The sequence below is a fragment of the Fictibacillus enclensis genome, from assembly GCF_001457035.1.
GTDB classification, from domain to species: domain Bacteria; phylum Bacillota; class Bacilli; order Bacillales; family Fictibacillaceae; genus Fictibacillus_C; species Fictibacillus_C enclensis.
In genome coordinates this window covers 1,841,896-1,856,175 of sequence record NZ_KQ758617.1, presented here as the reverse complement: position 1 = coordinate 1,856,175, position 14,280 = coordinate 1,841,896, and the positions used below count along the sequence as shown (strand labels likewise).

Sequence of the window (14,280 nt, the reverse complement as noted above, 5' to 3'; positions counted from 1 at the left end):
TTGAGGGGACAATCGATGAAACGGATACTAGTTATAAATGGCCCGAATTTAAACAGGCTTGGCAAAAGAGAGCCCGGCATCTATGGCAAGAATGACCTGGCCTCCATTGAAGAGAGTCTGATCACTTTTGCGGAAGAAAACGGGGCCTCCGCTGTTTGCCGGCAAAGCAATCATGAAGGCGATATTCTGGATTGGATTCACGCTGCAGAGGACGAGTTTGAAGGCATTGTGCTGAATGCAGGCGCGTTTACTCATTATAGTTATGCAATACGTGACGCTATTGCCAGTGTGAATATCCCGGTTATTGAGGTACATATTTCAAATATTCATGCAAGAGAAGAGTTCCGCCACCATTCCGTCATCGCACCTGTCGCAGCGGGCCAGATCGCAGGACTGGGTGTAAAGGGCTACGAACTTGCTGTATTGGCGCTTCTTGGCATGTGATTAAATAGAGGCAGGGAGGAAAAGGCATGTCAAAACTGGAGAAACTCAGAAATGGTTTTGAAAACCATCAGATCGATGGATTGATTGTCACATCCGCGATTAACAGAAGGTATCTCAGCGGGTTCACTGGAAGTTCAGGTGTTCTTGTGATCTCCGAAAAAGTAGCAAGGCTGATCACTGACTTCAGATATGTCGATCAGGCGGCAGAGCAAGCCAAAGATTTTGAAGTCATCAGACACAGCACGTCCATTCAGGAAACAGTGGCTGCTACGCTGAAGGAAATGGGCATCCAGAAAGCAGGGTTTGAACAGGATCACCTTACCTTTGCAGGATTTAAAACGTACGAAAAGTATGCAGGCGGTGTTGGGACAGAGCTTGTAGCGGTTTCGGGTCTCATTGAAAAATTACGCTTGATTAAGGATAATTCAGAGATTAAGATATTAAAGGAAGCTGCGCAAATTGCGGATGCGGCATTCTCGCATATCACGTCATACATAAAACCCGGAGTCACTGAGCTGGACGTTTCAAATGAACTTGAATTCTTTATGAGGAAAAATGGCGCTGATTCTTCTTCTTTCGATATTATAGTTGCTTCAGGCTTCCGGTCTGCGCTTCCCCATGGCAGGGCATCGGAGAAGATAATCAGCGAAGGAGAATTGGTCACCCTAGACTTTGGTGCATACTATAAGGGCTATTGCTCAGATATTACCCGGACCGTTGCTGTTGGTGAGATCACCAAAGAGCTTAAAACCATTTATGAAACGGTTTATGAAGCACAGGCAAGGGGTATGCAGGGAATTAGACCGGGAATGACAGGCAGACAGGCAGACGCCTTAACAAGGGATTATATCACGGAAAAAGGCTACGGCGAGCATTTCGGTCATTCCACCGGACACGGGATTGGCCTTGAGGTCCATGAAGGACCAAGTCTGGCAATCCATTCGGAAGTGGTACTGGAGCCGGGAATGATTGTAACTGTAGAACCAGGCATATATATTTCTGGTCTTGGCGGTGTAAGAATTGAGGATGATGCGGTGATTACGAAAGAAGGCAACGAATCACTGACACATTCTCCAAAAGAGCTTCTTATTTTAGGATAGATAATCAGGAGGAAAAACGATGATTTCAGTAAACGATTTTAGAACAGGTTTGACCATTGAAGTAGACGGCGGAATCTGGCAGGTAATGGAGTTCCAGCACGTGAAGCCAGGAAAAGGAGCAGCGTTTGTACGTTCCAAGCTTCGTAACCTTCGTACAGGATCCATTCAGGAAAAAACATTCCGCGGCGGTGAAAAAGTAGCCAAAGCCCACATTGAAAACCGAAAGATGCAATATTTGTATGCTTCCGGTGACACACATACGTTTATGGATAACGAATCATATGAGCAAACCGAGCTTTCCTCTGCACAGCTTGAGCACGAATTGAAGTTTCTGCTTGAAAACATGGTGGTCCAAATCATGCAATATCAAGGAGAAACCATTGGTGTTGAGCTGCCAAACACGGTTGAATTGGAAGTAACGGAAACCGAGCCTGGCATCAAAGGAGACACAGCTTCTGGCGGTTCAAAACCGGCTACGCTTGAAACAGGTTTAATTGTTCAGGTGCCTTTCTTCATAAATCAGGGAGACCGGTTAATCATTGATACACGTTCTGGAGATTACGTTTCAAGAGCATAGAAAAAGAAAGATCTAAAGCTTCATTCCCTAAAGGGAGTGAAGCTTTTTTGTTTGCGGCTGAGAGTCATATTGGGGGATGACAAGCCATAAGGTATAATAGCAATTTCTTTTTGGGGTGGTGCACTTGGAACAGGTATTAGCCGTATTGCCGGAAGCGGTTGGAGAGCTTATCATGCAGCTTCCGGAGGAGCGTAAGGAGCGGATCGAAGAAATACGGTTCCGCCTGCTGAAACCGCTTGAACTCATTATCAATGGACGGCCGGAATTTCTCCTTGCAGGTGACGGCCCATATATTATACAGCCAGAAGACGGGGTACAGCTTCTTAATAAACTGAGCCGGTATTCCCTCTATGCCCTTGAAGAGGAACTGAAAAGAGGTTATATCACCATCAAGGGGGGACATCGGGTCGGACTTGCAGGAAAGGTGATCACAGAAAAAGGAGAAGTGAAAGCGATACGGGATATCGGTTCCTACAACATCCGTATCGCCAGACAAAAAATCGGAAGTGCAGATCGCCTGGTATCGAGACTTTATGAAGATGGACACTGGCTTAATACGTTAATTGTCGGAGCTCCGCAAACCGGTAAGACCACTTTGCTTCGGGATTTGGCCAGAACGGCCAGTGCCGGCTGCCGTACGAAAAATATTCCTTCAAGCAAAGTCGGCATTGTGGATGAACGGTCCGAGATTGCAGGAAGCGTAAAAGGGATCCCGCAATTCGTGTTGGGTGAACGGGTGGATGTTCTTGATGCCTGCCCGAAAGCCGAGGGAATGATGATGATGATCCGTTCGATGAGCCCGGAAGTGTTGATTGTGGATGAAATCGGGAGAAAAGAAGATGTTGACGCCATCCTTGAAGCAATGAATGCGGGTGTGCAAATGATGATGACCGTGCATGGTTACTCACTTGAGGAAGCCCTGAGGAGACCCGCAATTTTTCCTCTTGCGGAAATGAAATTGTTTGACCGGTATGTGGAACTGACTCGGACAGGCAGACCCGGCACTGTTCAGGGAGTTTACGACAGGGACAGGAAGCCGCTTCCGATGGAAAAAAGGAGCAGCAGCTTATGAGCTGGCTAGGTGCTGTCTGTATTTTTATTTCAACCACATGGATTGGCTTCGAACTGGCTAAAAAAGTGCGTGAGCGGCCAAAGCAGCTCAGGCAGCTGAAAGTCGGCCTTCAATCGCTGGAAGCTGAGATCATGTACGGGCTTATCCCTCTGGATGAAGCGTTTCTGCATCTCAGCAGGCAGCTCAGTGGGCCGGTGGCTGAATTTTTCCTTCATGCGGGCAAGTCGCTTGAAGCGTCCGTATCTTCGGTCCAGGAAGCATGGGAAAACGGCTTGTCTCACTTGTCAGCGGCCTCATCATTTAAAAAAGAAGAGATTGAAATTCTCAGACAGTTTGGAGCAACGCTGGGACGGCATGACCGGGAAAATCAGCAAAAACAGATCCGGCTCGCGCTGGCTCACCTGGAGCGGGAACTCGCTGAAGCGAATGAAGCTCAACTGAAACACGAAAAGATGTATAAAAGCCTGGGGATCCTGTTGGGGCTGCTGATCATAATTCTATTGGTGTAGGCATGGGAGGAAAACAGATGGGTTTTGACGTTAATGTCGTTTTTCAAATCGCCGGTCTTGGCATCGTGGTAGCGATGCTTCACAGTGTTTTAAAAATGGTGGGTAAGGAAGATTATGCGAATTGGGTTACGCTGCTGGGCTTTATCGTCGCACTTTTTATTGTCATTTCGCTCTTGAGTGATTTATTTCAAAAAGTGAAGGGCGTTTTTCTTTTTCAAAATTGAAGGGGGTATCCAACATTGAAATTCTTCAAATTGTCGGATTAGGCCTGATCGGTACGTTTCTTGCCCTCATTCTGAAAGAACAAAAGACTTCCTTTGCCTTTTTACTGACACTCGTTATCGGAATTTCCATTTTTCTTTTTTTAATCGATCAGATTGCCCTCGTACTACGAATGCTTCAGCACCTAGCGGAGGAAGCCCATATTAATTTGATGTATGTAGAAACCATCATGAAAATTATCGGCATTGCGTACATCGCAGAATTTGGCGCGCAAATTACAAAGGATGCGGGCCAGGGGGCTATAGCAGCAAAAATAGAACTGGCAGGGAAAATTTTGATACTGGTGATGGCGTTGCCGATTTTATCTATCATTATTGAAACGGTCATTAACTTGATCCCCAGATAGGAGGTGAGGAAGACGGCATGGTTAAAAACAAAACCTAAAAAGGTGGTTGTACTGCTCTGCTTGCTTTTGGGATTTTACCTGTGGAACAGCGGCGGGGAAATTGTGCAGGCAGCCTCAATGACCGAGAACATTATGAACGAACAGCTGTCCAAGCTTGGGATAGATGATATTAAAGAGTATTGGACAACCATTATGAATGAATATGGAGGGTTTCTGCCGGAGACACAAAAGGGCACCTTGCTCGAATTTGTGAAAGGAGAAAAAGAGTTTAGCATCAAGGCGTGGGCCATTGGCATTTTAAAATATTTATTCTATGAAATTCTTGTGCAGGGAAAGCTGCTCGGAACGCTTATTCTGCTGACAGTGTTCAGCATGCTGCTGCAGACGATCCAAAATGCCTTTGAGCATCACAGTGTCAGCAAGGTTGCTTACGCAATTATCTATATGGTTCTGATCATCCTGGCCCTGAACAGCTTTCATGTTGCCATGCAGTATTCAAAGGAAGCCATTGAAACCATGATGAACTTTATGATGGCGCTTGTGCCTCTCCTGCTGGCGCTCATGGCAACGGTGGGAAGCATTACATCCGTTGCCTTTTTTCATCCCATTATTGTGTTTCTCGTAAATTCAAGCTCCATTCTGATCAATAGCTTTATACTTCCACTGTTGTTTCTTTCGGCCCTTTTAAGCATTGTAAGCACGTTGTCCGAACACCATAAAGTCACTCAGCTGGCCAAGCTGCTCCGGTCTCTTGGCATGGGGGCGCTCGCTGTGTTTTTCACCGTATTTCTCAGTGTGATCTCTGTTCAGGGGGCTACGACGGCTGTAGCAGACGGCATAACGGTGAAAACCGCAAAGTTTATCACAGGCAATTTTATTCCGGTGGTGGGGCGGATGTTTACCGATGCGACCGATACGGTAATGAGCGCATCTGTTTTACTCAAAAATACAGTCGGCATCGCCGGTGTGGCTATTCTTTTTCTGCTGGCTGTGTTTCCGGCCATCAAAGTGCTGGCCATCGGTTTGATCTACAGCTTTGCAGCCGCCGTTCTTCAGCCGCTGGGAGGCGGGCCGATCATTGAATGTCTGGGCATTATCGGCAAGAGCGTATTTTATATCTTTGCGGCACTTGCGACAGTATCCATCATGTTCTTTATCGCTGTTACTGTTATTGTCGCTGCGGGCAATCTATCATTAATGATTCGATAGCAGGAGGCGGGTATGGAATTTTTGACCGACTGGATCTCGAATATCGTGCTGATTATTCTGCTTTCTGTCATCGTCGATCTGCTTTTGCCGAATAATGGCTTTCAGAAATATATCAAAATGGTAGTCGGCCTTCTTCTCATTCTTGCCATTCTTAATCCACTCCTGAAAGTCGCCGGTTCCAACGTCGACAAGGTGTTCGAGAAGATTGGCATTGATTCAAAAGTCAAAGAGAGCAAGATAAAAAATTCGATAGATACAAAGAAAAAAGAAATACAAGACTCTCAGTCTGCATATATTTTAGAACAAACGCGTGTCCACATGGAGAACCTGGTGAAAGAGGAGTTGAAGGCCCGCTATGAAGTAACCATTTCCGATCTTGTTCTGGTTCCGAAAAAGACTGCCGGCAACACATCGAATCCTGATGATATCCAGTCGGTTCAGGTTACCCTGGCAGCGGCAGCGAACGAAAAACAGATTACTGTTCCTGCTGTAAAGAATGTGGAAATCAATGCGGAACAACCTGTCCAGGAACAACGGGCACCATTTCAGTCCAAGCCTGTGCAAGCGTTCCTGGCGAAAAAATGGCAGATGAAAGAAAAAAATGTAGTGATCTTTACGGAAGGAGGAGAAGAGCATGGAGAAAAAAAGTAAAGGATGGCTTCAGAAATTAATGGACGTGCTTCCGGGAGTCAAAAGCAATAAAGGGCCTCCTCCTTATATATGGATTTTGCTGCTCTTGGGATTTGCCATTATGATTGCCAGCAAGCTTTTTACTCCATCTTCCGGGGATCAGGCCAACCTTCCTGCCATGTCCGTAACAAAGCCGGATGAATCAAAGACAGTCTTTAAATCATCAGGAACCTCTTCCGCCAAAAAGTTCAGGGACTTTGAAGACACTTATGCCACACAGCTGAAGGACATTCTTGAACAGATATCCGGTGTGCAAAAAGTCAAAGTTATGGTAACGCTTGACACGACAGAAATCAAAGAAATTCAAAAGAATGAGAGGAGGCAGAACCAGACAACAAAAGAATCCGATAAAAACGGGGGAGAACGCACAATTAACGATTATAAAACCGATGAAGAAGTAGTGACCATAAAAAGTGGGGATGAAGAAAAACCCATAGTGATTACAACAGAGAAACCAAAGGTTCGAGGGGTTATCGTTGCGGCAGAAGGCGCTGAAAATTTGCGCGTCAAGGAAATGATCATCGATGCTGTAACCAAAGTATTTGATATTGGAAGCGACAAAGTCTCGGTCATACCGAAAAAATTTGAGGGGGAATAAGGAATGCTATTAAAAAAACAAACCGTCTGGCTGCTGACCATGCTCAGTTTGATCATTGTTTTGTCCGTCTATTATATTACGGCCCCGGGATCAGGGGATGATCTGGCCTACCTTGAAAAAGGGAAAAACACGGCCAAGCAGGAGCAGGGAGCAAAATCGAAGAAAAACTCCGATGCGGCGGTCACCTCTGCTGCCAGTGATGACTTGTTTACAGCGTTGCGCATGAAAAGGGATGAAAGCCGTGATGAGTTGAGCAGCCAGTATACGGCGGCCATTGCCTCACCGAATGCATCTGCAGAAGTTCAGGCAGAAGCGCTTGCCAAGATTTCCGAGCTTCAGTCACTTACAATGAAGGAATCCACCCTGGAAACGCTGATCAAGACGATGGGATATGACGATGCATTGGTCAATACGATGGATAATGAAGTAAGAATCATAGTAAAGGGCAAGAAATCTTCCAAAGAAGCAGTAGCCATTATGAAGAAGGCAGAAGAACAATTGGGCAACAAACAGGTAGCAGTAGAGTTTCAAAGTAAATCAAAATGAGCCGGGGAAATGATCCCCGGCTTTTCTTTTTCCATTCTTATACAGGGTATGTGAAAGCGGAACGTTGGTCAAGCTGTTAATAGAGAAAATGAGGAGGGAACGCTTACAAAACAGCTTGATTTCGTGTAGTATGTACTTGTAGAGCGATTAAAACTATTATTTGATCCTCGATTATGATATGCTTTGCTAGTACCAGGTAACAAAAGAAGGTACTAAATCAAAGCTTACAACACCGTTTATAGATGAACAAAGGAGTGGAAGTAGCGTGTTGAAGATACAAGAAATCCGAGAATTGATTAAACTAATTGACAAATCCAGTATTGATGAATTTCAATTTGAAAATGACGGAGAAAAAATTGTCCTGAAGAAAAATGAAGTAAAAATTCAGCAGGCTGCTGAACCGCAAGCTCCTGCCGCAGTTCCTTTTGCGCCTCCAGCACAAACGGCGCCATCCGTACCGGCACAGCCAGCCCCCCAAGAAACGCCTGAGGCTTCAGCTGCGGAAAAGACACAGGAAGATGCGAATTTACATAAAGTGGAATCTCCGATGGTAGGTACCTTTTATGCATCACCTTCACCAGAAAACCCTGCCTATGTGAAAATAGGAGATAAGGTCAGCAAAGACTCCATCGTTTGCATCATTGAAGCGATGAAGCTGTTTAACGAAATTGAAGCAGAAGTAAATGGGGAAATCGTTGAAATCCTTGTTGAAAACGGGCAGCTCGTTGAATATGGACAGCCCCTCTTTTTAGTTAAAGCGGAATAGAGGTGTCCAACATGATTAAAAAGCTGCTAATTGCCAACCGGGGAGAAATTGCTGTCCGGATTATCAGAGCATGTAAGGAATTGAATATCGAAACGGTGGCTGTCTATTCGGAAGCGGACAAAGATGCGCTTCACGTCCGCCTGGCCGATGAAGCGTATTGCATTGGTCCGAAATCATCCAAGGACAGCTATCTGAACTTTACCAACATCATGAGCGCAGCAATGCTGACAGGTAGCGATGCGATTCATCCGGGTTACGGATTTTTGGCGGAGAACGCCGATTTCGCGGAAATTTGTGCTGAATGTAATGTGAAGTTTGTAGGACCGAGCGCTGATGCCATTAATAAGATGGGCATAAAAGACGTTGCCCGAGCGACCATGAAAGAAGCAGGTGTGCCGATTGTTCCGGGTTCTGAAGGCATCATCTCCGGAAAAGATGAAGCCATTGAACTTGCGGAAGAAATTGGGTATCCTGTAATTATAAAAGCAACAGCCGGCGGAGGCGGAAAAGGAATCCGTATTGCGAAAACAGAAGCTGAACTGGTGAAGGGAATCAACATCACCCAGCAGGAAGCCGCTACAGCATTCGGTAATCCGGGAGTTTATATTGAAAAATACATTGAGGATTTCCGCCATGTTGAGATCCAGGTGCTGGCAGATAACTATGGGAACGTGATCCACCTTGGAGAACGGGATTGCAGCATCCAGAGAAGACTGCAAAAGCTTCTTGAGGAAACACCATCACCGGCGATTTCTCCGGAAAAACGCCAAGAAATGGGTGCGGCCGCTGTTAAGGCTGCAGAGGCTGTTAACTATTCAGGTGCCGGCACAGTAGAATTTATTTTTGACCATAATACCGGTGATTTTTACTTCATGGAAATGAACACAAGGATCCAGGTGGAACATCCCGTTACAGAAATGGTAACAGGCATTGACCTTATCAAACAGCAAATTCGTGTCGCTTCAGGTGAACATCTAAGTGTTACACAGGAAGATATCGAGTTTCAGGGATGGTCGATTGAATGCCGTATCAATGCGGAAAATCCGGATAAAAACTTTATGCCATCAGCAGGGAAAATCGAAATGTATCTTCCTCCCGGTGGCTTGGGTGTCCGGGTTGATTCTGCCGCCTACCCGGGGTATACCATACCTCCCTATTATGATTCCATGATTGCGAAAGTGATCACTTACGGAAAAACGAGACAAGAAGCGATCGATCGCATGAAAAGGGCGTTGAATGAATTTGTCATTGAAGGCGTGCATACAACAATTCCGTTCCACTTGCGTCTTTTAAACCACGCGACGTTTGTAAACGGCGACTTTAATACAAAGTTTTTAGAAATTCATGATTTGACGTCAAAGTCGGTTAATTAGGCATGGAGGTGTAATCAATGAGTGAGCTTACATTTGAGATGGAAGAACATCATTCAGAACTTGGAAGGGTGGAAATTTCACCTGAAGTGATTGAAGTGATTGCAAGCATTGCAGCCTCGGATGTTGAAGGTGTTGCATCCATGAGAGGGAATTTTGCAACCGGCGTAGCGGAACGTTTCGGCAAGAAGTCCCACAGCAAGGGTGTGAAAGTTGAGCTTGGTGAAGAAGGAATCGCCATCAGTGTTTATGTGATCATGAACTATGGGGTTTCCATTCCGGAAGTGGCTCAGAATATTCAGGATCATATCCGTCAGGGATTGAAGAATATGACGGCCCTTGAAGCCAGTGAAATCAACATTTTTGTCGTTGGCGTGCAATTTGACACAGCCAAAGAGAAGACGCTGGAAGCACCTGAAGCATATTGAGGAAGGGGATTCTTATATCCCCTTTATTTTTTTGAGAAAAATGAGTTGTATTGCAGTAAATCTGGAACCTGCGTTGTTAACCTTTTACTACATGTGATATGATTTCATTTATATTAAGGTACGAAGCAGAAAGGACGTAAAAGATGAAACGTAGACTTGCAAGAGAAAAGGCATTTCAGTCTTTATTTCAAATCGAAGTGAGTGATATTGAACCGGAAGCTGCCATAAAGCATGTTTTGGAAGAAGGAGAAAGAGAGGACGAATTCCTTCACCATCTTGTTTTTGGAACAATGGAACACAAAAAGGAAATCGACGAACTGATTTCCAGCCATCTGGAAAACTGGAGTTTTTCACGGCTGGCAAATGTGGAAAAAGCGGTATTGCGTCTCGCTGTTTACGAAATGCAGTTTCTTGATGATATTCCGGTTAATGTCTCCATGAATGAAGCGATTGAACTTGCAAAGGTCTTCGGTGGAGAAGAGTCAGGGCGTTTTGTTAATGGCGTGCTCGTCAAAGTCGTACAGCATTTTTCAAAATAAGGAGACATTTCTGTGCAAAATGACCGTTATGTAACGATAAGTTCGGTTACCCGTTACATTAAGCGGGTATTTGAAGAAGACCAAAATCTCAATAATGTCTGGGTCCGCGGAGAACTGTCCAATGTGAAACGACATAGCCGCGGCCATTTGTATTTCACGCTGAAAGATGAACACAGCAGAGTGAATGCTGTCATGTTTGCCGGCAACAACCGCTTTCTTTCCTTCCAGCCAGAAAACGGGATGAAGGTTTTGATTCAGGGTGAAATGTCGGTTTATGAACCTCAGGGACAGTATCAGCTTTATGCCAGATCGATGAAGAAGGATGGTGTGGGGAACCTTTTTCTTGCCTATGAAGAGCTGAAAAGGAAGCTGGAAGAAGAAGGTCTGTTTGATGCTGCCTTCAAAAAAGAAATTCCATCCTTTCCTTCTGAAATTGGTGTTATTACTTCGCCGACCGGTGCTGCGGTAAGGGATATTATTACCACCATCAAGAGGAGATTTCCCGTGACCAAGGTGACGGTATACCCGGTTTTGGTCCAGGGGGCAGGAGCAGCTGCTTCTATCGCCTCAGCGATTGAAAAGGCGAATGCCGGCTCCGCGCATGTACTTATTGTAGGGCGCGGGGGAGGTTCAATCGAGGAGCTGTGGGCCTTCAATGAGGAAGTGGTGGCGCGAGCGATTCACCGGTCAGTGATCCCTGTTATTTCGGCAGTCGGCCATGAAACCGACTTTACAATCGCCGACTTTGTCGCGGATTTGCGGGCCCCTACACCTACTGCGGCAGCGGAATTAGCGGTGCCCCATATGGATGAACTTCAAGACAGGCTTACGCAGCGGACGATGAGGCTCAGGCGTGCGATGGGTGAGCAGATTGCCCAATACCGAACACAGCTGTCACGGCTGCAGAAATCGTATGCCTTCCGCTATCCGGATCAACTCATCAAGCAAAAAGAGGTAGAACTGGACCGGGTGATGGAATCCATGACACGGGAAGTCCAGCGGAATATTGATTTCCAAAAGAACAAGATAAGTGAGCGTCAGAAACAGCTTTCTTATTTTTCACCGGCGGATCAGATTCAGAAATGGAAAGAAAGACAATCGAAGCTGGGAAGATCGCTTTCACGCTCGATGCTGCAGCAATTAAAAAACAGCCAGACAGGCTTCCAGGGGAAGCTGTCGCGTTTGAACGCACTTAGCCCGCTCGCTGTTATGGAGAGGGGCTACAGTCTTGTCTATACAGAAGAAGAACAACTTGTAAAGAGTGTGGGACAAGTCCAGCCTGGAGATAAAGTGACTGTAAGGCTTCAGGATGGAAAACTGGATTGCCAGGTATGGGGATTGGAGGAGAAAAACAATGGCTGAACAAAAAAATATTACATTTGAAGCAGCGATGGAACAGTTGGAGCAAATCGTCGAGCGTCTGGAAGAAGGAGACGTTCCATTGGAAGAAAGCATCGATTTGTTTCAACAAGGGATGGCTTTATCGAAGGTCTGCCATTCCAAATTGCAGAACATCGAAAAGAAAATGGATACAATCATGAAAGACAATGGAGAGTCCGAACCTTTTCTTGTTAAGGACGATGAACAATAGATGAAGATACAAGATTACCTGAAAGACAAAAAACATTTGATTGATGAATACCTTCCTTCTTATATAAAGGATAAAGCCATTCCATCCCCTTTGAAGGAAGCCATGCTTTACTCGCTTGAAGCTGGAGGGAAACGGCTTCGCCCCATTTTAACGCTCTCCGTGCTTGAAGCCTTCGGACAGAGAGCTGAAATAGGGATGGAGGCGGCGTGTGCGCTTGAAATGGTTCATACCTATTCCTTGATCCATGATGATCTCCCATCCATGGATGATGATGATTTACGAAGGGGAAAACCCACAAATCATAAAATGTTCGGAGAAGCGACCGCTATTCTTGCCGGTGATGCCCTTTTGACCATGAGTTTTCAGTTGATTGCCCAAAGCAGCACGTATACCTCCGGTCATAAAGTTGAACTTCTTTCCTTATTGGCTGAAGCAGCCGGAGCTGAAGGAATGGTGGCGGGTCAGACCGTGGACATGGAATCGGAAAACATGGATCTTACTCTCGATGAGCTTCAATCCATACATGAAAGAAAAACGGGCCGTCTTCTTGAGGCGTCCGTCCTTTTTGGCGCCATTTTGGCCAATGCCTCCGAACACGATTTGGCACAGCTTAGGGCGTTCAGCCGACATCTTGGCATCGCATTTCAGATTCAGGACGATATCCTCGATGTGATGGGGGACTCAGAACTGATGGGGAAATTGGCAGGAAGTGACGAGCACAATATGAAAAGTACGTATCCGAAGCTGCTCACACTTGACGGTGCTAAAGAACAGCTTGCCCGCCATCTTATGCTCTCCAAAGAAAATCTGAGAAAAGCGGATGTAGATCCAGTCATACTTGAAGGCATAGCTGATTATATTGTAAATAGAAACCATTAAGGTTTTGGGCTTATTGTTGGCTGTCCGATTTTATGGTATGATAAGAAATATTTTGGAGTGGTGCAGTATTCTAGTCAGTCTCCCATTCCTGAAGGCGGGCCTAAAAATCCGCCAAAGGGCACATCGATGAAGTTCCTGGTGCCGGCTTGAGGCGCCCAGCCTTGGGTTGACGCTGGGAGTTAAGGTCGCAGGGCGATCCACAATGGCATGTGGGCGATGACCCTGCTTCCGCGGAGGCCCCCATCTTTGCGGCTTGTGTTCTAATACCTTGCTGTGAAATGGGGTTTGAACCTGTTTTTGTTCTGCTCAATCCTTGAGCGGAAACAAGCAGCGTAGCCTGCCTTGAGTGGAGTTTGAGGGGATTATGGACATGGAAACGGGTGACGGTTGGCCGCTGGATCTTTGTTTATGCCATATGAAATCAGCTCTGCAAAAGAGGCTAGGGAAATGGGGAAGGGCTGTTGAGGAAAACTCCTAGACTGTTCCCACCGACATTCAAAAAGGATTATAGTGCGGACTAAGTGGCAATCCAGTCTAACGCCAGGCGACTGCGTTAAGGAGGAAGTAAAGGGAAACCGCGAATTTGGCGACAAATTCGTTTCCTCTTGGGAAAACCTACTGGACCTAAGCCGCAGCGTTTACTTTTTGAATGACCACTCCTCATACATAATTCAAATGAGGCCTTACGCCTGGTTAAGCGTAAGGCATTCATTTTATCCGGGAGTTTTTTATGAAGCATTCATTTCATAAATCGATAAAATGGAGTACAGGCATTGCCGTTATCACCCTAGTGTTAGCGGCAATTTTTTCAGTGGCTTCCACCTTGATGCTAAGTGGTGTATCATGGGGCATGGGTATGGTGATTGTGTTAATTATTGTTCTTATAGGTGTGTTTTTTGATATTATTGGAGTAGCGTCCACAGCAGCCAACGAAGTGCCTTTTCATGCCATGGCTTCAGAAAAAGTTCCAGGCTCCCGGCACGCGATCCAGATCACCCGGAATGCGGACAGGGTTTCCAACTTTTGCAATGATGTCATCGGCGATATTTCGGGAATTATCAGTGGTACGGCCTCCGCAGCGGTTATCATTGAATTAACGATGACGCTCGGGCATGGAGAGGGAACGTTGTTTGAACATACCATATCCATTTTATTTACAGGAATCATTGCGGCCATAACTGTTGGAGGCAAGGCGTTCGGCAAGTCCTATGCCATCCATCATGCGACAGCCATTATTTTTCAAGTGGGCCGTTTATTATATTTTTTTGAGGAAAAATTAAAGATTAGATTATTTGGTACTTCTTCTAAGAGAGGAAAGAGAAGGAACTAAATTG

General features: G+C 45.7%; 19 protein-coding genes. All 19 read left to right on the top strand.

Features of this window, described 5'->3' with window-relative positions; genetic code table 11:
* Positions 1-15 precede the first annotated feature (15 nt).
* Positions 16-444: a type II 3-dehydroquinate dehydratase gene (gene aroQ / locus AS030_RS09555; RefSeq protein ID WP_061971688.1), complete on the top strand. Its 429-nt coding sequence runs from the start codon at positions 16-18 to the stop codon at positions 442-444.
* Positions 445-470: 26 nt separating this feature from the next.
* On the top strand, positions 471-1,544 hold the full coding sequence (locus AS030_RS09550; protein ID WP_061970975.1) for a M24 family metallopeptidase: 1,074 nt from the start codon (positions 471-473) through the stop codon (positions 1,542-1,544).
* A gap of 19 nt (positions 1,545-1,563) precedes the next feature.
* Positions 1,564-2,121, top strand: a complete 558-nt coding sequence (gene efp / locus AS030_RS09545; RefSeq protein WP_061970972.1) for an elongation factor P — start codon at positions 1,564-1,566, stop codon at positions 2,119-2,121.
* 124 nt (positions 2,122-2,245) lie between these two features.
* Positions 2,246-3,193 carry a stage III sporulation protein AA gene (spoIIIAA, locus tag AS030_RS09540; protein ID WP_061970970.1) on the top strand — a complete coding sequence of 316 codons (948 nt, stop codon included), beginning with the start codon at positions 2,246-2,248 and terminating at the stop codon, positions 3,191-3,193.
* Entirely contained in the window at positions 3,190-3,702 is a 513-nt protein-coding gene (gene spoIIIAB / locus AS030_RS09535) for a stage III sporulation protein SpoIIIAB (RefSeq protein ID WP_061970967.1), read from the top strand. The genes spoIIIAA and spoIIIAB overlap by 4 nt, the downstream gene beginning before the upstream one ends.
* Before the next feature lie 17 nt (positions 3,703-3,719).
* Positions 3,720-3,926 (top strand): stage III sporulation protein AC, encoded by a 207-nt coding sequence (gene spoIIIAC / locus AS030_RS09530; RefSeq protein WP_061970965.1) that lies wholly within the window; start codon positions 3,720-3,722, stop codon positions 3,924-3,926.
* 14 nt (positions 3,927-3,940) lie between these two features.
* A complete protein-coding gene (spoIIIAD, locus tag AS030_RS09525) occupies positions 3,941-4,330 on the top strand; it encodes a stage III sporulation protein AD (protein ID WP_061971686.1) in 390 nt (129 codons plus the stop codon).
* Between the two features lie 42 nt (positions 4,331-4,372).
* Entirely contained in the window at positions 4,373-5,539 is a 1,167-nt protein-coding gene (gene spoIIIAE / locus AS030_RS09520) for a stage III sporulation protein AE (RefSeq protein ID WP_082635755.1), read from the top strand.
* A gap of 12 nt (positions 5,540-5,551) precedes the next feature.
* Positions 5,552-6,190 carry a stage III sporulation protein AF gene (gene spoIIIAF / locus AS030_RS09515; protein ID WP_061970960.1) on the top strand — a complete coding sequence of 213 codons (639 nt, stop codon included), beginning with the start codon at positions 5,552-5,554 and terminating at the stop codon, positions 6,188-6,190.
* Entirely contained in the window at positions 6,174-6,827 is a 654-nt protein-coding gene (gene spoIIIAG / locus AS030_RS09510; RefSeq protein WP_061970957.1) for a stage III sporulation protein AG, read from the top strand. Before spoIIIAF ends, spoIIIAG begins: the two co-directional genes overlap by 17 nt.
* A 3-nt stretch (positions 6,828-6,830) precedes the next feature.
* Positions 6,831-7,373, top strand: a complete 543-nt coding sequence (locus tag AS030_RS09505; RefSeq protein ID WP_061970955.1) for a SpoIIIAH-like family protein — start codon at positions 6,831-6,833, stop codon at positions 7,371-7,373.
* 265 nt (positions 7,374-7,638) lie between these two features.
* Entirely contained in the window at positions 7,639-8,139 is a 501-nt protein-coding gene (gene accB / locus AS030_RS09500) for an acetyl-CoA carboxylase biotin carboxyl carrier protein (RefSeq protein ID WP_061970953.1), read from the top strand.
* Between the two features lie 11 nt (positions 8,140-8,150).
* Positions 8,151-9,512 (top strand): acetyl-CoA carboxylase biotin carboxylase subunit, encoded by a 1,362-nt coding sequence (gene accC / locus AS030_RS09495; RefSeq protein ID WP_061970950.1) that lies wholly within the window; start codon positions 8,151-8,153, stop codon positions 9,510-9,512.
* A 17-nt stretch (positions 9,513-9,529) separates the two neighbouring features.
* Entirely contained in the window at positions 9,530-9,937 is a 408-nt protein-coding gene (locus AS030_RS09490; protein WP_061970948.1) for an Asp23/Gls24 family envelope stress response protein, read from the top strand.
* Positions 9,938-10,080: 143 nt separating this feature from the next.
* Entirely contained in the window at positions 10,081-10,476 is a 396-nt protein-coding gene (gene nusB, locus AS030_RS09485; RefSeq protein WP_061970946.1) for a transcription antitermination factor NusB, read from the top strand.
* Between the two features lie 12 nt (positions 10,477-10,488).
* Positions 10,489-11,838, top strand: coding sequence for an exodeoxyribonuclease VII large subunit (gene xseA, locus AS030_RS09480; protein ID WP_061970944.1), 1,350 nt, complete (start codon positions 10,489-10,491; stop codon positions 11,836-11,838).
* Positions 11,831-12,067 (top strand): exodeoxyribonuclease VII small subunit, encoded by a 237-nt coding sequence (locus AS030_RS09475; RefSeq protein WP_061970942.1) that lies wholly within the window; start codon positions 11,831-11,833, stop codon positions 12,065-12,067. Before xseA ends, AS030_RS09475 begins: the two co-directional genes overlap by 8 nt.
* Positions 12,068-12,946, top strand: coding sequence for a polyprenyl synthetase family protein (locus tag AS030_RS09470; protein WP_061970940.1), 879 nt, complete (start codon positions 12,068-12,070; stop codon positions 12,944-12,946).
* 730 nt (positions 12,947-13,676) lie between these two features.
* Positions 13,677-14,276 (top strand): hypothetical protein, encoded by a 600-nt coding sequence (locus AS030_RS09465; RefSeq protein WP_061970938.1) that lies wholly within the window; start codon positions 13,677-13,679, stop codon positions 14,274-14,276.
* Positions 14,277-14,280 lie beyond the last annotated feature (4 nt).

Bases quoted from the DNA above. Each gene is read 5' to 3' on its own strand.
- aroQ (WP_061971688.1), top strand. From the start codon at position 16: ATGAAACGGATACTAGTTATAAATGGCCCGAATTTAAACAGGCTTGGC.
- AS030_RS09550 (WP_061970975.1), top strand. From the start codon at position 471: ATGTCAAAACTGGAGAAACTCAGAAATGGTTTTGAAAACCATCAGATC.
- efp (WP_061970972.1), top strand. From the start codon at position 1,564: ATGATTTCAGTAAACGATTTTAGAACAGGTTTGACCATTGAAGTAGAC.
- spoIIIAB (WP_061970967.1), top strand. From the start codon at position 3,190: ATGAGCTGGCTAGGTGCTGTCTGTATTTTTATTTCAACCACATGGATT.
- spoIIIAC (WP_061970965.1), top strand. From the start codon at position 3,720: ATGGGTTTTGACGTTAATGTCGTTTTTCAAATCGCCGGTCTTGGCATC.
- spoIIIAF (WP_061970960.1), top strand. From the start codon at position 5,552: ATGGAATTTTTGACCGACTGGATCTCGAATATCGTGCTGATTATTCTG.
- spoIIIAG (WP_061970957.1), top strand. From the start codon at position 6,174: ATGGAGAAAAAAAGTAAAGGATGGCTTCAGAAATTAATGGACGTGCTT.
- AS030_RS09505 (WP_061970955.1), top strand. From the start codon at position 6,831: ATGCTATTAAAAAAACAAACCGTCTGGCTGCTGACCATGCTCAGTTTG.
- accC (WP_061970950.1), top strand. From the start codon at position 8,151: ATGATTAAAAAGCTGCTAATTGCCAACCGGGGAGAAATTGCTGTCCGG.
- AS030_RS09490 (WP_061970948.1), top strand. From the start codon at position 9,530: ATGAGTGAGCTTACATTTGAGATGGAAGAACATCATTCAGAACTTGGA.
- nusB (WP_061970946.1), top strand. From the start codon at position 10,081: ATGAAACGTAGACTTGCAAGAGAAAAGGCATTTCAGTCTTTATTTCAA.
- AS030_RS09475 (WP_061970942.1), top strand. From the start codon at position 11,831: ATGGCTGAACAAAAAAATATTACATTTGAAGCAGCGATGGAACAGTTG.
- AS030_RS09470 (WP_061970940.1), top strand. From the start codon at position 12,068: ATGAAGATACAAGATTACCTGAAAGACAAAAAACATTTGATTGATGAA.
- AS030_RS09465 (WP_061970938.1), top strand. From the start codon at position 13,677: ATGAAGCATTCATTTCATAAATCGATAAAATGGAGTACAGGCATTGCC.